The organism is Burkholderia sp. MSHR3999 (assembly GCF_000833595.1).
In the GTDB taxonomy this organism is placed as follows: Bacteria; Pseudomonadota; Gammaproteobacteria; order Burkholderiales; family Burkholderiaceae; genus Burkholderia; species Burkholderia ubonensis.
The window spans coordinates 506496-532207 of the sequence record NZ_JRFO01000007.1 but is presented as its reverse complement, the minus strand read 5'-3'; the positions used below and the strand labels follow the sequence as shown (position 1 = coordinate 532207).

Here is a 25712-nt window from a genome sequence, read left to right as displayed (position 1 = left end):
CCTTCCGGTGAACGGTGAATTCAGAGCTGCGCCGACAGACGCTTGATCTCGCGGTTCAGCACGCGCTCGTTGTCCGAGTAGTCGATCGGCACGTCGATCAGGTGCACGCCCGATGACGCGAAGCACTCGCGCAGCAGCGGCTCGAGATCGTCGGCCGCCTCGACCCGGTGGCCGTGCGCGCCGTAGCTCTGCGCGTACGACACGAAATCGGGGTTCTGCAGCGTCATCGCGAAGTCGGGGAAATTCATGTTCTCCTGCTTCCAGCGGATCATCCCGAACGCGTCGTCGCGCAGGATCATCACGACGATGTCGAGCTTCAGCCGCACCGCCGTTTCGAGCTCCTGCGAGTTCATCATGAAGCCGCCGTCGCCGCACACGGCGATCACCTTGCGCTGCGGATGCACGATCTTCGTCGCGATCGCCGACGGCAGGCCCGCGCCCATCGACGCGAGCGCGTTGTCGAGCAGCAGCGAGTTCGGCTCGTGCGCGCGCCAGTAGCGCGCGAACCAGATCTTGTACATGCCGTTGTCGAGACACACGATCCCGTCGGCCGGCAGCGCGCGGTACAGGTCGTTCACGATCCGCACCGGATACATCGGGAAGCGCGGATCGTTCTGCCCCTTCTGCAGGTGCGCGTCGAAATGCGCCTTGATCATCGCGAAGCGTGCGAAATCCCAGTGCGGCTGCGGCGCGAGCGCCTCCTTCATCTGCCACACCGCGTTCGCGATGTCGCCGACCACCTCGATCTGCGGGAAATACACGGGGTCGACCTGCGCGCCGAGGAAGTTCACGTGGATCACGGTCTTATCGTCGGCGCGCATGAAGAACGGCGGCTTCTCGATCACGTCGTGGCCGACGTTGATGATGCAGTCCGCGTGCTCGATCGCGCGGTGCACGAAGTCGCCGTCCGACAGCGTCGCGTTGCCGAGCCACAGCGGGTGCGTCTCGTCGATCACGCCCTTGCCCATCTGCGTCGTGAAGAACGGGATGCCCGTCTTGTCGACGAATTCGAGCAGCATCTTGCAGGTCGTCTTGCGGTTGCCGCCCGCGCCGATCATCAAGAGCGGATGGCGCGCGGCCTGGATCGCGTCGACCGCATGCGCGACCGCCTTCTCCTCGGCGACCGGACGCCGGCTGTAGCTTGCCGGGATCGGCTTGCCGTCGCCCTCCTCGTGCGCGATGTCCTCCGGCAGCTCCAGGTGGGTCGCGCCCGGGCGCTCCTCTTCCGCGCGCCGGAACGCCTCGCGCACGGCCGACGGAATGTTGCCGATCGACACGATCTGCCGCGTGAACTTCGTGAGCGGCTGCATCATGTCGACGACGTCGACGATCTGGAAATGGCCCTGCTTGCTGGACTTGATCGGCTTTTGCCCGGTGATCATCAGCATCGGCATCCCGCCGAGCTGCGCGTACGCGGCCGCCGTCACGAAGTTGGTCGCGCCGGGGCCGAGCGTCGCCAGGCAAACGCCCGTCCTGCCCGTCAGGCGGCCGTAGGTGGCCGCCATGAATCCGGCCGCCTGCTCGTGCCGGGTCAGCACGAGCTTGATCCGCGATCGCCGCAGCGATTCGAGCAGATCGAGGTTTTCCTCGCCGGGAATGCCGAACACATACTCGACGCCTTCGGCTTCCAGCGCCTTCACGAACAGATCCGATGCTTTCATGGGGGGACTCTCGGTTGATGCCGCCTGCCCGGCCTACGGGCGCGCGGTACTCGGGACGCACGCCGGCCTACGGCGCGCGGACGCTTTACCTGCCAGACACTGACCGCACTGCACTTGCCCGCCGCGCAGCGCGCGGCGGCGTCTCCGGAAACCGGAGGACGAACGGATCCGCAGGCGCGCAACCCATGCGCGCCGGCGGCAAAGACGCTTTTGATTGTAGACGGATTCGGACATTCCCGACTTCCGTCACCGCCCCGTCCGATCGCCGCGGCGGGATCGTCCCAACGGCCAATCGGACCGGCAAACAACGCAGACGGCTCTATAGTCAGACGTCGCGCCGCCCTCCGAGCGACGGAAAAGGGGCACGGCGACCCGTTGACAATCTGTGAACCGTGGTTGACACATCTCGATCGATGCCCTACATTCCTCCTGTATTCACCATCCGAACCACCGAGTTCTTCGACGCCTGGTTCGACGCGCTGCAGGATCGCATCGCGAAACGCCGTATCCAGGCGCGCATCGACCACGGCCCGGGGTATCGCGTCTACTACGTGCAGCGGGGATCGGCTTGGGTGATCCTGCTTTGCGGCGGAGACAAGTCGACGCAACAGGCGCACATACGCGCCTCGCTCGCGATGCTCGAGCATCTCGATCTCGATACGGAGTAGTCGATGGACAAGATCAAGACCCGGCCGTGGGATTCGGCCGAACACCTGAAGACCGAAGACGACATGGCCGAATACTTCGAAGCCTGTCTGCAGGAGGCCGGCGACGATCCGGCCTTCATCGCGCACGCGCTCGGCGTGATCGCGCGTGCGCGCGGCATGTCACAGGTCGCGCGCGATGCGGGCCTGTCGCGCGAAGGTCTGTACAAGGCGCTGTCGCACGACGGCAACCCGAGCTTCGGCACGATCCTGAAGGTCATCAAGGCGCTCGGCCTGCAACTGCACGGCTCGAAAGCACACGCCTGATCCGGGCGCGCGCGAGCGACACGAGATACAGCCCGAGCCCGATCAGCCCGCCGACCAGCGTGCCGTTGATGCAGCAGCTCGTCCGGATGGCATATCGGGCCAACAAATGCAGCGTGCGGCCCTATAGTCGTCGGTACGACAGAAACCGGCAGGCGGGCAATTGCGATGCGCTCCATCGTGCATTCGCCGTGCCGATACTTGATCTGTTAGTTGTCCTGTTGGCGATTGCACGCAACGACGCTTCGGCGCATGCATTGCCGGGACCATTTCACACTCGTTGACGTATTACGCAAAACGTAATACCATGCCCGTAATGATCAGATCGTTCCGATGCAAGGATACCCAGTCGCTTTTCGCCGGCGAATCACCCAAACGCTTCCGTACGATCGAATCCGTTGCTACCCGGAAACTGGAAATGGTCGCTGCTGCGAAAGAACTGCGCGACTTGCGGTCTCCGCCCGGCAACCGGCTCGAAGCGCTTCACGGAAATCGGGATGGCCAGCACAGCATCCGTATCAACGAGCAATGGCGGATCTGCTTCGAATGGACCGACGACGGCCCCGCCAACGTCGAGATCCTTGACTATCACTGACTGGAGAACCGCATGCTCAAGAATGGAATGCGTCCGATCCACCCGGGCGAAATCCTGCGAGAAGAATTCCTGACGCCGCTGGAAATGAGTGTCAACGCGCTTGCACTCGCGTTGAACGTACCGGCTACCCGCCTGCATGAAATCGTCAAGGAACGGCGCGGGGTCACGGCCGATACCGCTTACCGGCTCGCGCGCTACTTCGACACGTCACCCGAATTCTGGCTGAACCTGCAAGCCACATACGACCTCAAAACGCTGCCGACGCGCAATGAGATCGACCGGAAGGTTGAACCGCGCGAACACACCCGCGCATAGGGGCGCGTCCCGCAAAACAATCCACGCAAGAGCTCGCGTCCGCAATCACAGCCGCGTCAAAACAGCCACCCGCCTACCCAGCGCGGCGCGAGCGACACGAGATACAGCCCGAGCCCGATCAGCCCGCCGACCAGCGTGCCGTTGATGCGGATGTACTGCAGGTCCTTGCCGATGTTCAGCTCGATCTGCCGCGACATCTCGCGCGCGTCCCAATTGCGCACCGTGTCGCGGATGTGGCGCATCAGGAAGTCGGCGAAATCCGGCGCCATCTCGTACACGGCTTTCTCGACGTGCTCGTTCAGCGATGCGCGCAACGCCGGGCTTTCCGCGAGCCGCGCGCCGAGCCAGCCGCCGAGCGTCGCGGCCTGCCGGTGCAGCGTCGAGTCGGCGCGCGCGAGATCGGCCTTCAGCCATGCGCGCAGCTGGTCCCACAGATCCTTCAGGTAGGTGTTGAACGCATCGCCGTCGCGGATGTAGCGCTTGATCTCCTCGCCCTTCTCGATGAACACGGGGTCGTGCTTCAGGCGCTCGACCAGCTTGACGACCGTCGCGTCGAAGCGCTGCCGCAGCTCGTGCTCCGGATCCGCGGCGACCTGTTCGAGCACGCGGTTCACCGCGTTCGCGATCAACTCGGCGCCGTTCTCGCCGAGCCAGTTCGTCGGCAGGATCTTCTCGACGGTCGGGTACTGGCTCTTCAGCCAGTCGACGATGTACGCGGCGATCACCGCGCGGTTTTCCGGCTGGTCGAGCAGGTTCGTCACCTGCCCGATCGCGTCGTCGAGCAGCGCCTGGTGGCGGCCGTCCTTCGTCAGCGTATCGAGAATCGCACCAGCCGACTGCGACAGGTCCACCTTGTCGACCAGCGCGCGGAACGCGTCGTGCACGAACGACTGGATCCGCGCATCGTCGGTCATGTCGAGCGCGAAGCTCATCAGCTTCGTCGCGTAGCTGCCGAGCGCGTCGGTGTTCGCGGATTCGCCGAGCCATGCGCCGAGCTTCTGCGCGGGATCGTGCTGGCGGATCTGCGCGGCGAGCGCATCGGGGCCGAGGAATTTCTCGCGGACGAACGCCGCGAGGTTGTCGGCGATCTTGTCCTTGTTCTGCGGAATGATTTCGGTATGGCGCGACACGAACGGGATCGGCACGCGCCGGAACAGCGCGACGACCGCGAACCAGTCGGCGAGCGCGCCGACCATCGCGGCCTCGGCCACCGCCTTGATCCCGTCGATCCAGATGCCGCGCGGCAGGAAGATCGTCGTCACGAACACCGCGACGGCGACGAGCAGCAGCGACAGCGCGCGTCGCTTGCTGCGGTTCAGTTCGAGGGCTTTGTCTGGCGTCATGAGAGGCGGGCGAATCGGCGATGCCGCTAATATCCCCGAATTCGCGGCGGCCGACAAACGCGACATGCCCGCGCCGCCCCCTCCCCGCCGTCAGAGAAACGCCTTCAGGTTCACCGCCGGGTCGGCCAGCCGCTCCGGATCGGGCGCGGCGTCCGCCGCGATCATCCGGCGGCACGCGCCGATGTCGCGCCCCGCGTTCACCGCGGCGGCCGCGACGAGCCTGCCGTCGTCGCCCAGCCCGAACACCGAGAACGCGCCCTTCGACGGATCGCCGCGCACGACCGTCGTCCGCTCGCCGCCGAACAGCCCGAGCATCTGCAGGTTGCAGTCGTACTGATCGGACCACAGCCACGGCAGCTCGGCATAGGTTTCGTTCGCGCCGAGCGCGTTCGCCGCCGCGACGGCCGGCTGGTTCTCCGCGACCTGCCACGACTCGATCCGCACATGGCGGCCGAGCAGCGGATTGAAGTGCATCGTCACCTCGCCCGCCGCGAAGATCGCCGGATCGCTGGTGCGGCAGCCCGCGTCGACGCGCACGCCGTTGTCGACGTCGAGGCCCGCCGCCTGCGCGAGCTCGACGTTCGGCACGACGCCGATCCCGACGACCACGATATCGGCCGTCACGTCCCCGCCATCCGTCTCGACCACCGCGCCGCCCGCCGCGCCGCGCCGGATCGCGCGCGGCAGCGCCGACAGCCGGAATTCGACGCCGCGCCCGTCGTGCAGGCGCCGCGCGAACGCGCCGACCACGTCCGGCAGCGCGCGCTGCAGCAGGCGCGCGGCCGGGTCGATCACCGTCACCGCGCAGCCGAGCTGACGCGCGGCCGCCGCGACTTCGAGGCCGATGAAGCCGCCGCCGAGCACCGCGACGTGCTTGGCCGGCGCGAGCGCCGCGCGCAGCGCCCGCGCATCGGCGACCGTGCGCACGTAATGCAGCGGCACGCCCGCGTCCACCGGCCCGCCGAACCTGCGGACCCGCGAGCCGGTCGCAAGCACGAGCCGCCGGTACGGCAGCGTCGCACCGTCGTCGAGCCGCACGCGCTGCGCGTCCCGCTCGATCGCGTCGACCCGCGTGCCGAGCCGAAGCGCGATCCGCTGCGCGTCGTACCACGCGGCGTCGCGCACGAACGCGCGCGCTTCGCCGCCGTCGCTCAGCAGCGCGTCCTTCGACAGCGCGGGCCGGTCGTAAGGCAGCTCGCGCTCCGCGCCGATCATCACGATGCGCACGTCGGCATCACGCGCGCGCAGCGCTTCGGCGGTGCGGCGCGCGGCATGGCCGGCGCCGACGATCAGGACAGGATCAGCCGACATTGACTTCCACCTGCCCGTCGACGATCCGGATCGGATAGGTCCGCACCGGCTCGGTGATCGGCGCGCATTTCGGCGCGCCGGTGCGAATGTCGATCAGCCCCTGATGCAGCGGGCATTCGACGCAGCCGTCCTCGACGTAGCCTTCCGACAGCCGCGCGTGGCCGTGCGTGCAGAGGTCGTGCATCGCGAACAGTTCGTCGCCGATCCGGAACACCGCGATCGGCTTCTGTCCGGCGACGCGCGCCGCCGGTTCGTCTTCGGAGAATTCGTCGATGGTGCCGAGCGGGTGCCACTCGGTCAGCGTTGCTTCAGTCATGTCGTTCCTCACATTCCGCTCAGATCGGGGTGGCCAGCAGCGTCTGCACGCGCGACGTGTCGTAGATCACGCGCTTGGTCTTGTAGCGCAGGCCGTCGGGCGTGCGCACCACCGTGTCGTAATACTTGCCGGCCTGGTACACGTTCGATTCGCCGTTGCTGCGCGTCTGCACGACGACGTAGCTGCTCTCGGTGTCGATCTCGCCGTCGCGCTCGGCGACGACCATCAGCCCCGACGTCATGTGCCGGTACGTGTGCGCCTCGAAGATGTTCGCGTGCCGCAGCGACACGACGCGATCGCGCAGCATCCGCCGGTTCGTGCAATGCACGATCCCGACCGGCAGCCCGAGGTCCGCGTTCTCCTTCGGCACGATCTCGTACGTGCAGTCCTCGGTGAACAGCTCCGGCCACTGTTCGAGCCGGTCGTTGTCGAGGTGGCTGATATAGCGGTTCTGCAGCATGGCGATCTCGAACCACGTCTTCATGTCTTCCGTCATTTCGCGCTCCCGCTTCAATAGCCCATCAGCTTCTGGTAGCCGACCCAGAACTTGCGGATCAGGCTTTCGGTGATCACCGTGTCCTGCTGGTCCGGATTGCCGCGCGACATCTCGATCACCGACGTCGCGTCGCCGTCGCGCACCGTGCCGCGCTGCACGAGCTCGGTCGCCTCGGTGTCCTCCATCGAGATGTAGCCGGCCGGCCCGACGAGGTTCGCCTGCTTGATGCGCAGCGCGCGCAGCTCGGGCGTGTCGTCCGTGTAGCCGAAGAAGTGGAAGATCAGCTCGAAGTTGTCCGGTCCCTTCGGCAGGATCTGCCGCGCGACCAGCGTGTTGTGGATCTGCTGGATCACGAGCTGCGGAAAGATCGGCTGGATGTGGTTCGTGCAGTCCTCGTCGTATTCCGACACGAGATCGAGGATCGATTCGTCCTCCAGATGGAAGCCTTCGTCGAACGAGCGGATGTTCTGCTGCTTGTAGGCCGCCGACGTGTCGTCGCCGGTCTTCGTCACCGTGATGATGCTGTGCAGCCCGTGGTTCGCATCGGGAATCGAGCGCGCCTTCATGCCGACGCGGAAGATGTTGAAGGTCGTATGGAACAGATGCAGCATGCTCGCGTGATACGGGTCCTTCACGTTCTCCAGGTACAGCTTCCAGTTCGATTTCGAATACTGGCGCGTGCAGCCGAGATATTCGACCGGCTTGTGGAAGATCCGGTCGATCCACGGGCGCATCTGCTCGCCGAGATAGTTGGGCAGCGGCGCGACGTCGTCGCTGAAGGTCGCGAACACGAGCCCGCGATAGCTGTCGACGCGCAGCTTGCGCAGCCCGTGCTGCTTCGGATCGAAGTCGGCCGGCATCCCGGTCATCCCCTTCTGGCCGCGCCGGAACGGCACGCCGAGCAGGTTGCCGGTGTTGTCGAAGCTCCACTGGTGATAGACGCACGTATGCGAGCTCGCATTGCCGCGCGCCTTGCGGCACACCTGCGCGCCGCGGTGCGCGCAGCGGTTCACCCACGCGGCGAGCGCGCCGTCCTCGGCGCGCGTGACGACGACCGGCGTATCGCCGACGAACGTGCTCTTGAAGTCGCCCGGGTTCGGGATCTCCGCTTCCAGCGCGACGAAATTCCACGTCGGGCCGCGGAAGATGCGCTCCTGCTCGCGGTCGTAGACGGCGCGCGAGCTGAACACCTTGTACGGCACGCGCGAGCCGTCGTCGTGCGGAAACGTCACGTCGGACGCGTCTTCGCGCGCCGCGAACAGGACTGGCGATTCTGTCTGCTCCATGTCGGACTCCTTGTCGATCCGGTTGGGGTGTCTTGATGGAGCCTATTTTTGAAACGCTAATATTCGACGTCTATCCGGAATCTGCAAATGCGGCGGCGCAGTATCCACTTCCGGCAGGTTTCTGCGCTAGGATGGCGGCACGCGTGACGCCGGCACGCGATCCCGCCCCATTCGTCGGATCGAAGCAAGCGTCCAAAACCAGACTGATGCCCATGCCCCCAACGTCGTTCGAGCCGCTCGCGCTGCGTGCGCACCGGCTGTTCGAATCCCGCGATCTCGACGAGACGCGCGAGCGGATTTCGCGCGTGATGCAGCCGCACGCGCTGCTGCCCAGCGGCCGCGTGCACGGCGCGTCGCATATGGATTTCGTGCGGATCGGCGGGCTCGGGATCGGCACGATCGCGTTCGGCGAACCGATGCGCGTGCAGGTCGACGCGGTCGACGGCTATTACCTGCTGATGTTCTGCCTGTCCGGACAGGCCGACGTGCGTGCGATGGGCCGGCAGGTCGGCGTCGACGGGCAGACCGGCGTGCTGTGTGCGCCCGGCGAGCGCTTCGACGCGCAGCTGTCGGCCGACTGCGAGCAGTTCGTGCTGCGCATCGATGCGACCACCGTCGGCGCGCTGACCGGCGATCCGCGCGCAATGCTCGACCCCGTGCTGCGCGTGAGCGACGCGGCGCTCGCCGCGTGGCGGCAGCAACTGATGCTGGTCGCGGGCTCGCCGGCCCTGCTCGAACGCGCGAGCGCGAATCCGCGCGTCGCATCGCAACTCGAACACCTGCTGATCGACCTGCTGATCGAAGGGCACCCGCCGTCGGCCATTCCCCCGTCGCGCCACGACCCCGTGCCCGGCTTCATGCGGCGCGCGCAGGAATTCGTCGCGGCCCACTACGCGCAGCCGCTGCAGCTCGCCGACATCGTCGGCGCGGCCGGCGTGCCGGAGCGCACGCTGCGCGATGCGTTCATCCAGTTTCGCGGGATGAGTCCGATGCAGTACCTGCGCCACGCACGGCTCGAACATGCGCGTGACCTGCTGCGCGCCGCAGGCAGCGAGCAGCGGATCGCCGACATCGCGCTCGATTGCGGCTTCACGCACCTCGGCCGGTTTGCGATCGCGTATCGGGAGACGTTCGGCGAGTTGCCGTCGGAGACGCTCGACGGGAAGCGCTGAGGCGGCGTCTGTGGCTGCGCCTGCGCAGGGCTCCGAAATCGACCGTTAGTTGCGGTATACGGCGCAACAGCGGTCGTCAGCCCGCCGGCGCGATCATCGCGCGGGCGATCGCGCAGAACGCCGCCGTCGCGGGGCTTTCGTCATGCACGCGGCGGCTCATGATGATAGGCGACGTCGCGACCGGCTCCGGCAGGCGACGGTACACGACGCCCTTCACCCGCACGCCCTCGACACTTTCCGGCACCAGCGACACGCCGACTTCCGCGGCGACGAGCCCGAGCGCCGTCTGCAATTCGCGCACCTCGTGCACGCCGGCCGGCGCGAGCCCGCCGTCGCGCAGCGCGGACAACTGCTGATCCGCGAAACTCGGCCGCGGCGTGCTCGGATAGACGATCAGCGTCTCGTTCGCGACGTCGGCCAGCACGAGCGGCCGATGCGGATCGGCAAGCGGATGCCCGGCCGGCAGCGCCGCGATCAGCTTCTCCTCGATCAGCGCCTCGCGCACGAGCTGATCGTCGTCGAACCGCAGGCGGCCGAACCCGACGTCGATCCGCCCGCCTTTCAGCGCGCCGAGCTGCTCGAGCGTGAACATTTCGATCAGCGACAGCTCGACGTCCGGCCGTGTCTCGCGGAACGCGCGAATCACGTCCGGCAGCGCGCCGTACAGCGTCGACGGCACGAAGCCGATCACGATCCGCTCCGACATCTGCGCGAGCCGCCGCGTCAGCGGCCCGAGCTCGTCCGCCTGGTCGACGAGGCGCTTCGCCTGTGCGTAGAACACCCGGCCCGCCTCGGTCAGCTTCAGCGGCCGCGCGCCCCGCTCGAACAGCGGCAGGCCGATTTCGTCCTCGATCGCCTGCAGCTGGCGGCTCAGCGGCGGCTGCGTCATGTGCAGGCGCTCCGCAGCCCGCGTGATGTTCATTTCCTCGGCGACGGCAATGAAATACCGGAGCTGACGCAATTCCATTGCATACCTCGAAAGTATGGAAGTAGTCGGAAAGAGTGTTGGACGCCGCCGGGCGGATGTTCCTACCATGTGCACCAACAGGAGGAATCGCATGATAGCAACTGCCGCCACCATCGAGCGCGTCGAGACGCTGCTCGTCGACGTGCCGACGATCCGCCCGCACAAGCTGTCGGTCGCCACGATGAATTGCCAGACCCTCGTGCTGGTCCGGGTTCGATGCTCGGACGGTATCGAAGGCGTCGGCGAAGCGACCACGATCGGCGGCCTCGCATACGGCGAGGAGAGCCCGGAGAGCATCAAGGTCAACATCGACACCTATTTCGCGCCGCTGCTGCAGGGCATGGACGCGACCCGCCCGGGCGCCGCGATGGCGCGCGTGCGCAAGCTGTTCCAGGGCAACCGCTTCGCGAAGTGCGCGCTCGAGACCGCGCTGTTCGACGCGCAGGCGCGCCGCCTCGGCGTGCCGCTGTCCGAGCTGTTCGGCGGCCGCACGACCGATGCGGTGGACGTCGCGTGGACGCTCGCGAGCGGCGACACGCAGCGCGACATCGCGGAAGCCGAGGCGATGCTCGAAGCGCGCCGCCACCGCGCGTTCAAGCTGAAGATCGGCTCGAACGCGGTGGCCGACGACGTCGCGCACGTGATCGCGATCAAGCGCGCGCTCGGCGAGCGCGGCGACGTGCGGATCGACGTGAACCAGGCGTGGACCGAAACCGAAGCGATCTGGGCCGGCCCGCGTCTGGCGGAAGCCGGCGTGAGCCTCGTCGAGCAGCCGATCGCCGCGACCAACCGCGCGGGCCTGAAGCGCCTCACGCAGCTCGCGCAGATTCCGATCATGGCCGACGAGGCGCTGCACGGCCCCGTCGACGCGTTCGCGCTCGCGCAGGATCGAGCCGCCGACGTGTTCGCGGTGAAGATCGCGCAGTCGGGCGGCCTGCAGGGCGCGGCGAGCGTCGCGGCGATCGCCGCGGCGGCCGGCATCGCGCTGTACGGCGGCACGATGCTCGAAGGCGCGGCCGGCACGATGGCGTCCGCGCAGCTGTTCAGCACGTTCGGCGCGCTGCAATGGGGCACCGAGCTGTTCGGCCCGCTGCTGCTGACCGAGGAAATCCTCGTCGAGCCGCTGCGTTACGAGGACTTCAAGCTGCACCTGCCGGCTGCGCCCGGCCTCGGCATCACCTTCGACTGGGCCCGCATCGAACGGATGCGACGCGGCGCCCGCTGATCCCCGCAAGCCACCCGATATTGGAGACACGCATGAACAAGGACGCCATCGACGCGCTGCTGAAGACCTTCGACGATGCCGCCGAGAAGCCCGGCAACCCGCGCGTGCGCGCGATCGTCAACCGGATCGTGAAGGACCTGTGCTACACGATCGAGGATTTCGACGTGCAGCCGAGCGAGTTCTGGACCGCGCTCAATTACCTGAACGAGGCCGGCAAGGAATTCGGCCTGATCGCCGCGGGCCTCGGCCTCGAGCGCTTCCTCGACGTGCGGATGGACGAGGCCGAAGCGAAGGCCGGCATCCACGGCGGCACGCCGCGCACGATCGAAGGGCCGCTGTATGTCGCGGGCGCGCCGGAATCGGTCGGCCATGCGCGCCTCGACGACGGCACCGATCCGGGCCAGACGCTCGTGATGCGCGGCCGGGTGCTCGGCGACGACGGCAAGCCGCTCGCGAACGCGCTCGTCGAGGTGTGGCACGCGAACCATCTCGGCAACTACTCGTACTTCGATCAGTCGCAGCCGGCGTTCAACCTGCGCCGCTCGATCCGCACCGACGCCGAAGGCCGCTACAGCTTCCGCAGCGTGCTGCCGGTCGGCTACAGCGTGCCGCCGGGCAGCAAGACCGAGCAGCTGCTCGACCAGCTCGGGCGCCACGGCCATCGTCCCGCGCACATTCACTTCTTCGTTTCCGCGGACGGTTATCGTAAGCTGACGACGCAGATCAACATCGAAGGCGATCCGCACATCTGGGACGACTTCGCATTCGCGACGCGCGAAGGGCTGATCCCGAAGATCAAGCAGGCCGAAGGCGCGGAAGGCAAGCCTTACGACGTCGATGGCCAGTTCGCGCTGATCGACTTCGACTTCACGCTGGTCAAGGATCGTTCGAACGTGCCTGACAGTGAAGTCGAACGCGTGCGCGCGCAGGCCTGACGGGCGTCGCGGCAAAACGATAACGCAAGGAGCGTGTGATGCTGTTTCATGTGGAAATGACCGTCAACCTGCCGCACGACATGGACCCGGTGAAGGCGGCTACGTTGAAGGCCGAAGAGAAGGCGATGTGCCAGCGCCTGATGCAGAACGGCGTCTGGCGGCATCTGTGGCGGATCGCGGGGCAGTATGCGAACGTCAGCATTTTCGACGTCGAGAGCGTGCAGCAGCTGCATGACGTGTTGAGCCAGTTGCCGCTGTTTCCGTACATGAGCCTCGAGGTGCGGGCGCTGTGCCGGCATCCGTCGTCGGTTCGGGAAGATGATCGGTGAGTGAGCAGTGAATCGCCATCGTTGCTGTGCGACTGCGAGGATGGGCGACGCGTGCGACCGTTGATTCCACTCAGGTCGCCCGCTTCGCTTCGTGACCGGCCGGCCATTGCGCGCGGTATCGGCTCGCACGGCCCGCATCGCAGATGCGGACCTGCCGCTCGTATCGTTCGTATCGCCAATGCGCTTCGCGTGATGCAGGCCGGTTACTTCTGCGCGTTCATTTTTTCGGCGACTTCCTCGCCATAAACCTTGGCGATGCGTCGTTCGACAAGGGCCTTCGTCAGCGTCTCGCTGAAATCGTCGGCCGTTTTCCAGCCGCCGCCATCCTTGACGAAGGTGAAGTCCCCTTTCAATTGCAGCATCGACGGCGCGCCGAACGCGCCGAGCAGCCTGTCGCGATAGTCGATCAACAACGGGCACGACACATGATCGCTGTCGATCTGCTTGCAATTCGCGGCCGGCACAACGCCCAGGACGCTGCTCTCCATTGTAGTGGGCGTGTCGTCGCCCGGGAGCAGCTTGCCGTAACTCGGCGACATGCGCGATACCTTCGAATCGAATCCGACAACACCCGCCATGAAAGCGGTGCTGATGGCTTCCCGGCCAACGGGCGCGCCCAGTTTCGGGTTTAGACCTTGTTCGTTATAGCGAGCGATTACGTATTCCGGCGGGAACGTCTGCACAACGAAATTGCCTTTGCCCTTCTCGTTCGGCCGGACGACATAGCCGATGTTCGTGTGCAGGTCGGCTATGCTCATATCGGCGACACAACCGCGAGAACGATTGGACTCGTCGTAACCGATCTCCCGGTGATTGCTGATGCGCGGATAGGTCTCGCTACCCAGGTCTCGCGTCGCCATCGTGTTCTTTCGAATCATGTCCATGCGGACGTCGAACATGATCGAGTTCAGCGTCTCGACCGTCTCGGACGCACCGCACGTGGGTGTCGATGCGGGCCACAACAGGTACGCGCCGGTCGCAAGCGCCACCGCCAGGCCGCCCAGGCCGATGAACGTCTGCTTCCTCTTCTGCTCGCTCTGAGCGAGCTCGACCAGTTCGTCGAAACGCCGTCCAAATTGCGGTGGGTCGAGGTCCTTCAGCAATTGGAGCAGGACGATCTGGGCGCGGATGTCGTCGAAACGCGTTTCCATCAGGTTGCGCGTGGCTTTCGCTTCGGCTTCCTCGGTCGTGTAACCCTCGACGATCAGCCAGTCGAGCAGGTGGCGAATGTCGTCGCTGACCGGAATCTCGTCCGGCTTGTCCTTCAGCCGCTGGCGCGCCTGCCCGGCCTGCTCCTTCGTCAGGTAGCCGCCAACCTCGAGCACTACGAGCATGCGATGGCGAGCGTCGTCCTCCCCCGACTCGGGATTGCTTGTTTGTTCTGGGTGCATGGTTATTGCTCTCTGTTGAAAATGATGCGCGACGCTGCTGTACGACTGCGTAGCGACAACGGTTCATCACGTTGAAGCGCACGCGTATTGGCCAATCGAACGGTGTTGCTTGCGGCTGGAATCGCCAGAGGTTCTGCGTCGAGGCCCGGTATGCCTCCAGTATCAGATTCCGAACAACTCCTGCCGATACTTGAAATGCTGCACCAACGCCGGTTATCTGGTCTCCTTCGCGTCTGCATCGCCACCTTCCCGAATGCCATTCTTCGACAATTCAAGTTTTAGCGGCTTGTCGGCGTCGATTTTTTTCTTTTCGATTACACGCTTCCAGGCACCGAGGTCCCCAGGATTGCGGTAAAACGCGACGATTGCGACATATTTCGTATCGCGCTGCATCGGCTGAGACAGGCTGGCCGACGCACCGGGATTCACGATCGTCGAAATATCCGCCTGCAAATCCTGTGCGAGTGCGGTTCTGTCGCTCTTCAATAGGTCGTCGTACGAGGCGCCGTCGAACATCTTTCGATCCTTCAATTGGTAGACACGCACGGCAACCGACGTCGCCCGGCCGGATTCGTCGGGATTCAGCGCGGCGCGTGCCGTGAAATCGACATTCAGCACCTTCACCTGCTTGAAGAACACGGCGCGATAGGCGCTCGTCGACGCATCCGAGACGGATTGCCACGCGCCGCAGGCAGACAGCAGCACGACGGCTGCGATGGTTGAAACGGCAAAACGGATGGTCATGAGAGTTTCCTGGTCAGGCATGTTGGGTCAGGTACGGGTTCGGTCCAGGGGAAGGAAATGCCTGATAGACCCCAAGCGCGATATTGATCAGGCGCGCTTCATCGGCAGGCAGCACGGTCGTCCAGCCGAGGCGTGGCGCCGAGCCGTGATGCGTCGGACCGATTGCCGGCAATGGCGCAAGTCGCGACGACACTTCCATCCGCAGATGCACATCTGCCTTGACGCCGACATAAAGCTGCATGAAGGCCATCAGTTCGCGATGCAGCGATGCGCCCGGCAGCAGTGCCTGAGCCTGTTGCGCATCGGCAGGCTGCAGCGTCACACGAACCGCGCGGCCGCGATATGCCATTCGCTTGCCGAGCACGTAGCCGCGACCCAGCCCCTTGCGCTCGCCATTCACTTGCGTCTGCGCGATGCGATCCACCGCCGTGAGCGGCTGCGGCCGCCCCGTCGACGTCACGACGGGCCAGAACTCGTCAACGCGAACGCCGACACGCGGTATCGCCAGCGCAATCACGCCCGCCAGCCCTTCCGGTGTGCGGGTTCGCTGAATCAACAGCCCCAGCAGCGCCAGCATCCGCGAATCGGGTAAGCCGGCTCGCTTCGGCTTGTCGCCCCAACCGAACCCGACCAGAGACAGCAGGTTGCGCGAATGCTCGTCGCTGCCACCCGGTCGAAAGCTCTCCGGATAGCGGTACTTTTTCCATGCGCGGTACAGCAGCGTGACGAACCGATGATTGAACTGGTCGAGAAATGCCTCGACGACCTCGTGCCCCTCCTCGCGCAACGCGATCTCGTCGATCATGTGCGACGGTACCGCCGCGTCGACGCCATACAGCCCCATGAACGTCGTGCGCAGGGTCGGTCGAGCATCGAGACCGAATGCGTCAGACCCGTCATCGAACTCGACCGACGCGACTTCGCCAGCCGGAAAACCCATGCGCGGCCTCGGTCGGAAACGCACCGGCTCATGCTTGACCGCATCTTGCATGCCGAAGACCGGCCGGTCCGACACGCGCAGTTCGAGCAGTCTGCACAATTGCATGAAGCTCATGCGCGGCGCGCGCGCCAGCAGCGACGCGACCAGCGGATCGAGATTGGGCAATTCGACCGATCTCATAACGGGGCCCGCTGCGCCTTGCTGCGCGGCCATTCGATCCGGGCCTGCGTCGGCAGGCTGATGATCGCGAGCTTCGTGAACAGGTTGATGTCGGCATACAGCGCGAAGAACCGGTGCAACAGCTCGCCGAACAGCATGACGTCGCCGTCGCCCGCGAACGCATGACTGTCGAGCGTGACCTCGATCAGCGCGCCGCGCTCGACCGAGCCGCCCGACACCTCCTCGATCAGCTCCTGCGATACCCAGAGAATTCCGGCAAGACGCCGGCGATTCAGTTCGTCGTTCGTCCAATCGTAGAGTGCGAGTGCGCCGCGCAGCACCTCTGCATCCATCATCGACAGGAAGTTCGGCGCCAGGTGCGACAACACACGCCACTGGAACCGGTCTCCCGTGGGCGGATACAGCGGCAACGTCGGCGACACGAGATTGCGCACGCCGGCGACGTTCTGCGTGCTGACCGAAATTTCATCGAGGCTCGCCTCCCGCAGCCCCTTGCGCGGCAGCAAGCCGTTCGTGCCCGTGACACGCAGCGACAGGCTTTCCTCGGGCAGCGTGTCCATGCTTTCCCACGCATGACCACCGAGAATCACCCACGTTTCGTGCAGCCCGGACGCGCCCGGTCGCACACGCGTGTGGAAATAGCGCTCCGGCGCCTCGTGCCGCAGCATGCCGCCGCGGTGCCTGAACGTCGCGAACGGAACGTACTCGTACCGCTCGGCGGTGTCGTGGTCGAACGTCGCGATCGCGTCGACCGAATAGGTTTCGACATGCTCGCCCTGATGGCCGGCCGGCACCACGCGATACTCGGTTTCGTGATGGTCGATCTCGATCGGTTCGGCATCGAGTTCGAACAGGTTGATCACGGGGCTGCAGAACAGCCTCACGTTCTCCGCGCTGAAGCGCTGGTCGGACGGCCACGCATGTTTCAGCACGATCTCCAGTTCGAAACGGGTCGATTTTTCGGGCAGTTTCGCGATGTCCAAGCCGCACAGATCGACGAACAGGAATTTCTCGCGGAACGTGAAGTACTCGAGCAATAGCTGATACCCGGAGAAAGCCGCATCGGCCTTCGGCCACAACCGTTCTTCGGTCGAGAAGCCGGCAGGCTCTATCGTGATGCCGGCGAGCGGCACCGCTTCGCCGTCGCGGACTTCCGGAATGCGCCAATGGATTGCATCGATCTGTCGTGTGAGCGCGAGGTGCATCGCGAACGCGGTCGGCAAATCCGCGCTCAGGTGCAGGCGCAGCCGCGACAGATCCGTTTCCGTGCGCAGCGCAGATCCTTCGACCGCGAAGCCGATCCGGATCACCGAACAGCCGTCGTGGCGCACGGCCGGTCCGGCGTGCGTGATCACGACCGGCTGCAACGCGACGGCTTGCGTGGTTCGATACATGCACTGGACCGCTCGCGGTGTCGTGCGTTCCGCCCCCTCCGGGGATGGCACGTTGATCGGCGCCGAGCGTACGGGCACGCCGGCCGGCACTATTTCGGTTTTCTGCAATTTTTCCGCGGGCGGAATCAGCTCGACGATCGACAACGACGGGATCATTCGCAGATAGTGCGGCCACAGAAGGCTCACGAGCCCCTCGGTAAGTTCCGGCAGTTCATCGTCGAGCTTCTGGCGAAGCCGGCCGGTCAGGAACGCGAAGCCTTCGAATAGCCGCTCGACATAGGGATCGCGATCGCCGACGCGGTCGAGGTTGAGCAGGCGTGCACGGTCAGGATGCGCTTTCGCGAATTCCTTGCCGGACTCGCGCAGGTAGCGCATTTCCGCTTCGTAGTAGCGCAGGATGGGATCGTCGTTGTCCATTGAATATCGTTACGAAAGAGTCAGCGCGCGGGCCGGATCGAGCACGGTCAGTTCCGCCTGCAATTCAACGATGCGGCGTGCGAGCGCCGGCTTGTCCGCGTCCTTGCGGTTGCTCGTCGCCTTCAACGCCCGGACCAGCTGCTGCTTGACCTCGAAGACCAGCGCCGGCTCCCAGCGCATCAGCGGCAGCGATCGGGACGACGCGTCGAGTTCCGCAAGCAGCGCGAGCGCCGTATCGGGCCGGCCGGAATGATCGGCGAGGCGCGCCATCACGAGCCGTTGCAGGTAGCGATGGCGATCGGTCCTCATGCCGGGAAGCGTTTCAAGCCACGCGAAAGCAGCCTCGACACTTTCGCGCGCAGCCAGCTCGCGCGCCTGCGCCTCGATTTCCGGCCAGTCGCCGGCGGCATCGCCCTCGCTATCGGCCGACACCGGCAGCGGCGCAACGGTCTCGCCCGCTTCGAGGTCACGCACGACGGCATGCCGTGCGATCCATTCGAGCGTTGTATCGTCGGCGAACGGCGTGCCGTCGTTGAACGCCAACCGCTCGATGCCCGGCAACCGTTCGAGGAACAGCGCGAAATCCGCCTGCAGCAACGCGCGCCAAGTGCTGTACGGCGCACCGACGTGATCGAGCGCGACGTGCTGGAAGTACTGCAAGTCGAACCAAAGATGATTCACGCCCTCCATGAACGCGCCTTCGACACGTTCGAGCAACTCGTGCCACTGCTTCTGCAACACGAGCCGCTTCATCTGCTGGCGCAGCTCGCTGCGCGGCGGCATGAGACGCGTCCGGGCCGCGACATCCGCCGGCGGAACCTCGTGCAGCGTGTCCCAGCGGACGGTGCGCACGAGTCGAACCGAGGGCAGATAGCCGCTTTCCTGATCGCGTAGCCACACCGCCATCTTTCGCGCCTGATCCAGCAGGTCGCGCGTCGACGCGATTGCGTTCGACGAAGCGTGAGACGTCACAGCAGACGACGTCACCGGCTCCTGGGTCGTGTTCCGTGCGGATTCATCGTTGCGCGCGAACCGGGAAACGAGTGGCTGGAGGTTCGGGCGCGCGGCTTCGGGCCAGGTAGCCATGTCGGCCGACAACACATCGAGCGCGGCGAGCGCCCGCTCGAGATCGACCGGCGCGAACGCGCCGCGGCTGTCGAGCAGATCGAGCATGCGCGTCGTCGCCAGCATCTCGAGCGCGCCCTTCTTCGCCTCGGCGCGCGCGGGCAGCACTGCCGCGCCGAATCGGTCGACGAGCGCGGCTGCCAATTCGAGTGCGTCCGCGAAGCCGGCCGGCCCATCCTGCCTCAGCCGGGCGAATGCGTAGTAGCCGGCCAGTCGCAGGTCCTTTCCGGTTTCCTTGATCAGCTGCTCGCAAGATCGGACGATCAGTCCGTCGTCAATGCCGGAGAGCTTTTGCGTTTCATCCCGCAGTTCGAAGAACGCGTCCTCGTAGCCGGGGTCGCGACCGACGCCGGAGTCGCCCGCGAGTGGTTGCAGCCACGCATCCCACGCGTCGAGCCGCGCTTTTTTGAGGGAATCGTCGCGATTCCCGCCGACGAGTGTTTTGACAAAATTGGCAAGCGTCATGGGAGACCTCAATAAACCAATACGTCGCCCAACAGCCGCAACGCGTGTCCGAACGGCGTGGACAATGGCTCTGCCGACGCGGAAGTCGTCGTCAATGATGATGTTGCACGCGGCTGTGCGTTCGTCGGTGACGTGGCGTTCATGACAGCACCGCGCGCGGTTGGTTGAGCGATTTCCTTGGCTGCCGCAGCCGACGGCGCGTTGCCCGATAGCGCCAATCCGCCGGGAAGGCCCGGCGGTAACGGCACCGCGGCATGTTGCGCCGCCGCGACCGCCGACGGCGGCAGCGGCGGCGGATTGATGGCGGAGAGATTGGGACCGCCCGTTGCAGCCCCCGTCACGAATACCCGTTTCGGCAGTGAAAAATTGCGCAACTGGAGCACGTCGAGCGGCCCGGCGCCCGCTTCGCTGCGTAGTTGAACCTTGAGCGGAATCCCCTGACTCGTGTCCGGCGTCCAGGTCAGCAGATAGCGGGCGTTATCCTGCTGCGACACCTTCGCACGCTCCAGCAGCCGGATCAGGCCGAACCGGCCCTGTGAATCGAGTGCCGTGCGCAAGCCGCCTTGCTCGGTCTGCCATTCGATATGCGACAGGTTTTCGAGCGACTGGCCCGGCCACTCGAACGGCACCCACTCCTGCCTCTGGTTGAAATAGTGCAGTTCGCGTCCGGACAGCACGAACTTCATGTCGGTGACGCCCGGCGTCTGCACGGCCTGCAACTCGTAACGCACGCGCGCGTCGCCGGCCGGGAACAGCACGGTTGCGATGCGCGTGAGCTTGTTCAGTCCGGACAGGAACGCCGGATCGATCGTCAGCGCGCCATGGTTCGCGCCCTGCGCGACGACCCAGCGGTCGCCTTGCCGTTCGACGACACCGGCGAGCTGGGTCGCCACGAATTGCGTGATCACGCCACTGTCCGGCCGCATGAAGCGCGCCATTTCGGGCAGCGATGCGTCGTTGTCGGAGTCCGCGAACGGATACCGGCCGCCGAACGTCTTGTTCCAGTCAGCCGCAATTGCGGTGCTCCAGATTTCGTTCAGACTCGATGCGGCCGGTCGCACGACAACCTGCCAGGCCTGATCGAACGGTGCGCGAAACAGCTCGCCGAAACCCGACCATTGCTCGCCGAGGCTCGCGGCCAGGCGGCTCGCATAGTCGCGGCTGTCGGCAATGTCGGACGTCTTGCCCTGCAGAACTGACTGTGCGGCCAGCCGCGCCATCGCGTCCGGATCAGCATTGGAGACGATCTGCGACGCCTTGAGACGCATGGCCGTGACTCTCTCGAGGTAGCGGGCGAGACTCAGGTCGCCCGTTGCGGCCAACTGTACGGCCGCCTTGCCGGCGGCGGGCGTGACTGAAACCAGATCGCTTCCGGTCAAGCGCAGGATCGGCCCGAATGCCGCCGCCAGCGGCGCGAACCGAGGTTGGACCTGCTTCGACGGATCTTTCTCGTCGGCGCCGACGAGTTGTTGCGCCTTGCTGATCAGGGTGTCCGACAAGGATTGCGCGTTCGCGCCCGCTCCGGCCTGGTAAATGATCGCGTTCATCAACGCGACAAGCGGCGAGCGTTGCGCGTCGCCCAGCAGCGTCAACTGATCGGCCGTCGCCGACAGCGTCGGCGCTTGTTGCCAGCGCAGGCTATTGAGGAACTGCGCCCAGGCGCGTGCATAATCGTCGAAGTAACGCTGGCGGAGTTCAGCCTTCAGCGTTGGCGGAGCCTGCTTGCCGGTTTTCGCGTCCGAGAGCACCCAATCGCCTGCCGTGTCGTGCTGCCCGCTCGCGTCGTCGATCGCCTTCGAAATCCGCTCATCCCACGCCGCGCGCGTAAACACGCCGGGAACGGTCGCTGTCGTATTGAACAGCCCCCGGCTGGTCGTATCGCCGAGCAGCGTGGCGAGCGACACTGGCGGATACTTCGGCGTCGCGTCGTCGAGGATTTGCTGGTAAACCGCGTCGGTCGAGTTCTGAATGCCACGTACACCGATGATCGTCTGGCGCGTGGAAGCGACGAGTCCGAGATCCGGAGTAATGGCGGGCAACTTGCGTTGGCCCAGGTGATTGGCGAAGAATGCGATCGTCCGCCGGCGGAGGTCATCCCAAGCGCCCGGCGACAATGGCGAGTCGGTCGGACGTGCGGGCGCGGCCGTCGCCACGAGCTCCGGCGTCAGGAAGGCAGCCATGGCGCGCTCGGGCTTCGCCAGCATCATGTAGGCCTTGAGCGTGTCGTAGGCGGCCTGTGCCTGCGTATTGCCGCCGCTGGCGATCTCGGCGTCCGACAATGACGCGAGTTGATGCAGCCGTTGTTCGAGCTTCTCGCGGATTGGCGTAACGAGGACGCTGTTCACGGCCAGGGTGTAGCTCGGCAATAGCGCGTCGAGCAGCGCACCGTCGCGGTTCAGGCCGAAACGTGACGTCAAGGGTGCGCCGTCGCGCCGGTGGACTTCCAGCGTATCGATCTGCCGGCCGAGGCCGTCGAGCGCCTGCATCGCTTGCGTGCGGTCCTGCACGGCGGACAGTGTCGCGACCGTGTCAGCCGCGCTTTCGATCGTTCCGCGGTTCACGAATCCGGACAGCATCGTGCCGGCCATCCAGCAGCCGATCAGCGCGGTGGTCACCCATGCGGCCGTGGTCGACAGTGAGAAGCCAACGCGGCGACCGTCAACCTTGCGGCTGTGCTCGGCGACGGTTTGCCAGATCGTTCGATGTTGAGGGGCAAGAGGCGGTTCGTCGTCACTCGTCTCGCTGGACGACGGAGGCGCCAGCTCCCGCTCCTTGAACAACGGAGCGAACAGGAGGCCGTGGACTGCGTGTTTCCAGATACGGGACTGGGTGGTTTGCAGCACGAGATCCGAAAGCGCGCCGCGGAGATTCGCAATGTGCTGCGACAGTTCAGCGGGATAGCGGTCATGCGCATTGCTGGCGAGGCGCACGACGCCTGCTTCGGCAAGGTTTCCGGAAAGCGCTTGCAGCGACTTGTCGATGTCGTCTGCGTTCACCGGCGCGGTCGACCAGGTGAAACCGATGGCTTCGTCCGCATCCGGTGATTCGCCGCCGAAATCCGTCACATTGAGCAGATAGGCGGGCGCGGCCCAGCGCAGGGCGCGCGCGTGACGGGCGAGCCGTTGCGCAAGACCGTCAGAATCAAACGATGGCTTGCCCGAGATACGATTGCGCGTCAGCGCCACGATCGCGTCGACCGGGCGACGGCGGCGCAGACGTCGGATCTGATCGAGCCATTCCGTATCGAGTGTGCTGCTGGTTTGCTTCGCATAGAGCAGGATTGCATCACCGGTGATCGCGTAGCCGGCGTCGGTGAGGCCGGGCGCCAGACGTTTGACGAGCGGTTCGTCGCCGGCGATCAGCACCCATTGCTTGCGATAGCGCCAGCGCCAGCCGTGGCGATCTCGCAGGGCGTTGCGCAGCGCCGTAGCGTGATCAACCTGTCCTGCCGGTTCATCCAGATTGGACGCGGCGCGCTTGCCGGCATCGTAACTGGCAAACCAACGGGAAGCTCTCAGCGAGGCAATCCAAAGCAGCACAAGCTCGAAGTGCTTGACCAGCAGGAGCACTACCAGGAAGACCGAAAACAGGGAAAGTTCGATGATGATCCGGGTATCGCGAGACCACCCGTGACGCGGCCCCTCCACCCATACCGCGATACCGAGCGCAAGGAAGACGATGAATGCCGCGATGCCAATGAAGAGACCGGCCGGTCTAGTCTTGTTGTCGTTCTTGTTATCGTTCATGTCTGTTTTCTGCACACGAGGGCGATCAGTTCTTTACCGTCGCCACACAGCACTATTTGCGGGTCGCCGGTTGTCCGGGCACTTTCTGCGGCAAGGGCCACAGCCAACCACGGCCCAGTGCCCGAACAGTCGCCCACTGACGTGTCGAGCGCGATCCATCGCGTCTCGTCAGGAAATGAAGCGGCTTGCCGAACTGCACTCCCGCTGTCACTGGTCAAGCCATGCGCCCACACCGTGCGCAGACGGTCGCGCGAGGATTGTCCCCAACGGGCGGCAAGCTCGATCGTCCGGGCGGCGGCATCAAGCGTGCCTTTGGCAGGGCGATGCAGCCGTAGCCCGACGGGCATGGCCGCTGTTGTATGGCGCGGACGCCCAACGAGCAGGGCAACACCCGCCTCTGCAACACCATCAGACAGGACGGCACTGATTGCATTGCGAAGCTCGACGGCGACCAGCAGGTGGGCCGTATTGACGTCCCGATTGTCATGCCATGCGTCCGTCCGGAAGAGCGGAATCGTGTACTCACCCGGCACGACGTCCACCTTCAACACAGGTACTCGTTCAGCGAGCATTTCCTGTAGCCGGGTCTCGACAGCCTCGGATTTCAGCCTGGACCGATGATGAAGCTCGACCTGAAGCTTCGTTCGCGGCGGAAGAGTATTGAGCTGCGGCAGGAGACGGTCAATCAGGCGTTCGAGCAGCCACGTGCACACGGCATGATGGCGGGCATGTTCAGCGAGTTCGTTACCCGGATAAAAGCGCATCCCGGGGATGTCGAGCCAACGCGCATTGACTTCACTATCCGCCACTGCGCCGCTCGGCCGCAGTTTTGCCAGTTCGGTTCCTGTCAGTATTCCTTCGAGCGAGTTTTCCGAATTGTTCGCAGCGAAGCACCAGGCATGGCCCAAAATCGCCAGCGGTCTGCCCGCCATTGCATGACACGCCTGCTCTGCGTCGTCGCTGACGCGGTTAGTCGCAATCGCCTGATTTCGACGCGCATAGCCATACCCGAACCAGGAGCACAGCAGAAACGTCCATGCCATGAACGGGTAACCTGCGGCACAGAGCCAGAACCACAGGGTGTTCGTCGGGCGCCCCGTTGGCCAGAGCATGATCGTCAGACCTGCCCCCGCGCCCGTTACGAGTACCAGCAGGACCGTCCAGACGATCATCGAGACCTGAGGCTGGGGCGGCACCTCCACCCGCGGCGGCACGCGATTGAAATCGACAGGCATCGCTTACCGAACCTGTGCTCCGCTGGACGAGGCAATGAGGACCGCCCCACACCGCGTGTGATCGCCGTCGCAAGAGAGCGGCGTGGTGTCATCCTTCATCCTGTCGCTGCCTTCGACGATCTCGTTGTCGCCGTGGATCGGGCACGAGACCTTGTCGCCGACGCGGGCGGCCCGACGACCCTTTACCTTGATGCGATCCGAGCCGGTCAGGATCTTGCCGCCGTGGCTCGTTGCGTCGCCTTCGTATACGAGATTTTTCATTTAGCGTTTTACCTCGCGAATATCAGAAAATATGTAATTCATGACACCATTAATATCTCACAAAATTACACCAATCCCCCCCTCACCTTCTCCTCAACATCAAGCGCACTACACACCAACCACATATTTATCGCCTTTGCGCCACCGGAATAATTAATTTTGCACCATCCGGCCGTAACCTCCTCAACCACCGCCCGATCCCCTTCAACCAAGTACTTACTCGCCCCACCTCTAATATTAGGCTCGTCAAACAGGTAAGTTTTGACCTTCACCTTGACAGGAATACTGCCACCACCATCCATCAACAAAGCAAAATGGGAATCTATCGCTTGCCGAACATCTTTTCTGGATTGGTAAGGAAATTTCCAAACTATCTTCTGCCCATCGGATAGCCACCCGTAGCCAACTCCAAACCAGTCTGTAGAACGCTCATCCTGACGCAAGATATTCCCGATCACCTCGAAAACAGAAACTGAGTAGAATTTACCAGATGAATTTGGTTCCTCAAGTGAGGATCTCACTTCAAAATTATGGATTACAAATACTTTTTCCCGATGATCGCGACCGACCACCAATGGAAAGGCATCAACAATACTACCGGGCGTATCATCATAAAGCAGTCCTCGACCTTCCGCCTTCACAGGAACACTTCCATTCGCGGCATAATACAAAGAAATTCCATCAAGACCGGTCGGCGCCCCGCTCTTATCATCCAATATAGATTCCCGAACGAAGCAGACCGCTCCGCCCTCCATACTCAATGGCGGATAGCTCTGCCTTCCTTGAAGACCGGCACATGCACTCTTCGCACACACGGAGCCACTTATAGAGATGATTGCCACAAAAACCCACCCCTTAATCATCACCCCAGTCATGAGACCATTATTCATTTGAT

General features: G+C 64.6%; 24 protein-coding genes. 8 read left to right on the top strand and 16 right to left on the bottom strand.

The window, feature by feature from the left end; translation table 11 throughout:
* Positions 1 to 20: 20 nt before the first annotated feature.
* Positions 21 to 1661 carry an acetolactate synthase large subunit gene (locus KY49_RS25860; protein WP_042587292.1) on the bottom strand — a complete coding sequence of 547 codons (1641 nt, stop codon included), beginning with the start codon at positions 1659 to 1661 and terminating at the stop codon, positions 21 to 23.
* A gap of 413 nt (positions 1662 to 2074) precedes the next feature.
* On the opposite strand from KY49_RS25860, the gene KY49_RS25855 reads away from it, so the two are divergent.
* From KY49_RS25855 to KY49_RS25840, 4 genes are all read left to right on the top strand, one after another.
* Positions 2075 to 2329, top strand: a complete 255-nt coding sequence (locus tag KY49_RS25855; protein WP_042587291.1) for a type II toxin-antitoxin system RelE/ParE family toxin — start codon at positions 2075 to 2077, stop codon at positions 2327 to 2329.
* A gap of 3 nt (positions 2330 to 2332) precedes the next feature.
* Positions 2333 to 2632, top strand: coding sequence for an addiction module antidote protein (locus KY49_RS25850; protein ID WP_010089041.1), 300 nt, complete (start codon positions 2333 to 2335; stop codon positions 2630 to 2632).
* A gap of 304 nt (positions 2633 to 2936) precedes the next feature.
* Complete coding sequence (locus KY49_RS25845; RefSeq protein WP_197083606.1) at positions 2937 to 3224, top strand: type II toxin-antitoxin system RelE/ParE family toxin; 288 nt, start codon at positions 2937 to 2939, stop codon at positions 3222 to 3224.
* 12 nt (positions 3225 to 3236) lie between these two features.
* The gene (locus tag KY49_RS25840; RefSeq protein ID WP_045564533.1) at positions 3237 to 3539 is read left to right on the top strand and encodes a HigA family addiction module antitoxin; all 303 of its coding nucleotides are present in this window, start codon (positions 3237 to 3239) and stop codon (positions 3537 to 3539) included.
* Between the two features lie 56 nt (positions 3540 to 3595).
* On the opposite strand, the gene KY49_RS25835 is transcribed toward KY49_RS25840, so the two are convergent.
* The 5 genes from KY49_RS25835 to andAc form a co-directional block, all read right to left on the bottom strand.
* Positions 3596 to 4882, bottom strand: coding sequence for a DUF445 domain-containing protein (locus KY49_RS25835; RefSeq protein WP_042587289.1), 1287 nt, complete (start codon positions 4880 to 4882; stop codon positions 3596 to 3598).
* A gap of 90 nt (positions 4883 to 4972) precedes the next feature.
* Positions 4973 to 6193 carry an anthranilate 1,2-dioxygenase system ferredoxin--NAD(+) reductase gene (andAa, locus tag KY49_RS25830; RefSeq protein WP_042587288.1) on the bottom strand — a complete coding sequence of 407 codons (1221 nt, stop codon included), beginning with the start codon at positions 6191 to 6193 and terminating at the stop codon, positions 4973 to 4975.
* Positions 6183 to 6509 carry an anthranilate 1,2-dioxygenase ferredoxin subunit AndAb gene (andAb, locus tag KY49_RS25825; protein WP_042587287.1) on the bottom strand — a complete coding sequence of 109 codons (327 nt, stop codon included), beginning with the start codon at positions 6507 to 6509 and terminating at the stop codon, positions 6183 to 6185. The genes andAa and andAb overlap by 11 nt, the downstream gene beginning before the upstream one ends.
* Positions 6510 to 6528: 19 nt before the next feature.
* Entirely contained in the window at positions 6529 to 7005 is a 477-nt protein-coding gene (andAd, locus tag KY49_RS25820; protein ID WP_042587286.1) for an anthranilate 1,2-dioxygenase small subunit AndAd, read from the bottom strand.
* Between the two features lie 14 nt (positions 7006 to 7019).
* On the bottom strand, positions 7020 to 8291 hold the full coding sequence (andAc, locus tag KY49_RS25815; RefSeq protein ID WP_042587285.1) for an anthranilate 1,2-dioxygenase large subunit AndAc: 1272 nt from the start codon (positions 8289 to 8291) through the stop codon (positions 7020 to 7022).
* A 212-nt stretch (positions 8292 to 8503) separates the two neighbouring features.
* Here andAc and andR point away from each other — a divergent pair, with 212 nt between their 5' ends.
* On the top strand, positions 8504 to 9463 hold the full coding sequence (gene andR, locus KY49_RS25810) for an anthranilate 1,2-dioxygenase regulatory protein AndR (RefSeq protein ID WP_042587284.1): 960 nt from the start codon (positions 8504 to 8506) through the stop codon (positions 9461 to 9463).
* Positions 9464 to 9539: 76 nt separating this feature from the next.
* Here the strand turns inward: andR and KY49_RS25805 are convergent, their stop codons facing one another.
* Positions 9540 to 10430: a LysR family transcriptional regulator gene (locus KY49_RS25805; RefSeq protein WP_042587283.1), complete on the bottom strand. Its 891-nt coding sequence runs from the start codon at positions 10428 to 10430 to the stop codon at positions 9540 to 9542.
* 91 nt (positions 10431 to 10521) lie between these two features.
* On the opposite strand from KY49_RS25805, the gene KY49_RS25800 reads away from it, so the two are divergent.
* From KY49_RS25800 to catC, 3 genes are read left to right on the top strand one after another with little or no spacing between them, the layout of a single operon-like run.
* Entirely contained in the window at positions 10522 to 11655 is a 1134-nt protein-coding gene (locus tag KY49_RS25800) for a muconate/chloromuconate family cycloisomerase (RefSeq protein WP_042587282.1), read from the top strand.
* 32 nt (positions 11656 to 11687) lie between these two features.
* Positions 11688 to 12590, top strand: coding sequence for a catechol 1,2-dioxygenase (gene catA, locus KY49_RS25795; protein WP_042587281.1), 903 nt, complete (start codon positions 11688 to 11690; stop codon positions 12588 to 12590).
* A 38-nt stretch (positions 12591 to 12628) separates the two neighbouring features.
* Positions 12629 to 12919, top strand: a complete 291-nt coding sequence (gene catC / locus KY49_RS25790; protein WP_042587280.1) for a muconolactone Delta-isomerase — start codon at positions 12629 to 12631, stop codon at positions 12917 to 12919.
* Positions 12920 to 13122: 203 nt separating this feature from the next.
* Here the strand turns inward: catC and KY49_RS25785 are convergent, their stop codons facing one another.
* The 9 genes from KY49_RS25785 to KY49_RS37695 all read right to left on the bottom strand — a co-directional run bounded on the left by KY49_RS25785 (position 13123) and on the right by KY49_RS37695 (position 25533).
* On the bottom strand, positions 13123 to 14310 hold the full coding sequence (locus tag KY49_RS25785; RefSeq protein WP_231636487.1) for a hypothetical protein: 1188 nt from the start codon (positions 14308 to 14310) through the stop codon (positions 13123 to 13125).
* A gap of 213 nt (positions 14311 to 14523) precedes the next feature.
* Entirely contained in the window at positions 14524 to 15054 is a 531-nt protein-coding gene (tssJ, locus tag KY49_RS25780) for a type VI secretion system lipoprotein TssJ (RefSeq protein WP_042587278.1), read from the bottom strand.
* A 13-nt stretch (positions 15055 to 15067) separates the two neighbouring features.
* Positions 15068 to 16207 (bottom strand): type VI secretion system baseplate subunit TssG, encoded by a 1140-nt coding sequence (gene tssG, locus KY49_RS25775; protein ID WP_042587277.1) that lies wholly within the window; start codon positions 16205 to 16207, stop codon positions 15068 to 15070.
* Entirely contained in the window at positions 16171 to 17985 is a 1815-nt protein-coding gene (tssF, locus tag KY49_RS25770; RefSeq protein ID WP_042587276.1) for a type VI secretion system baseplate subunit TssF, read from the bottom strand. Before tssF ends, tssG begins: the two co-directional genes overlap by 37 nt.
* Before the next feature lie 9 nt (positions 17986 to 17994).
* Positions 17995 to 19575: a type VI secretion system protein TssA gene (gene tssA, locus KY49_RS25765; RefSeq protein WP_042587275.1), complete on the bottom strand. Its 1581-nt coding sequence runs from the start codon at positions 19573 to 19575 to the stop codon at positions 17995 to 17997.
* Between the two features lie 8 nt (positions 19576 to 19583).
* Complete coding sequence (locus KY49_RS25760) at positions 19584 to 23321, bottom strand: ImcF-related family protein (RefSeq protein WP_042587274.1); 3738 nt, start codon at positions 23319 to 23321, stop codon at positions 19584 to 19586.
* Positions 23318 to 24556 (bottom strand): hypothetical protein, encoded by a 1239-nt coding sequence (locus KY49_RS25755; RefSeq protein WP_042587273.1) that lies wholly within the window; start codon positions 24554 to 24556, stop codon positions 23318 to 23320. Before KY49_RS25755 ends, KY49_RS25760 begins: the two co-directional genes overlap by 4 nt.
* Before the next feature lie 3 nt (positions 24557 to 24559).
* The gene (locus tag KY49_RS25750; protein WP_042587272.1) at positions 24560 to 24817 is read right to left on the bottom strand and encodes a PAAR domain-containing protein; all 258 of its coding nucleotides are present in this window, start codon (positions 24815 to 24817) and stop codon (positions 24560 to 24562) included.
* 65 nt (positions 24818 to 24882) lie between these two features.
* Positions 24883 to 25533, bottom strand: a complete 651-nt coding sequence (locus KY49_RS37695; protein WP_143135246.1) for a hypothetical protein — start codon at positions 25531 to 25533, stop codon at positions 24883 to 24885.
* Positions 25534 to 25712 lie beyond the last annotated feature (179 nt).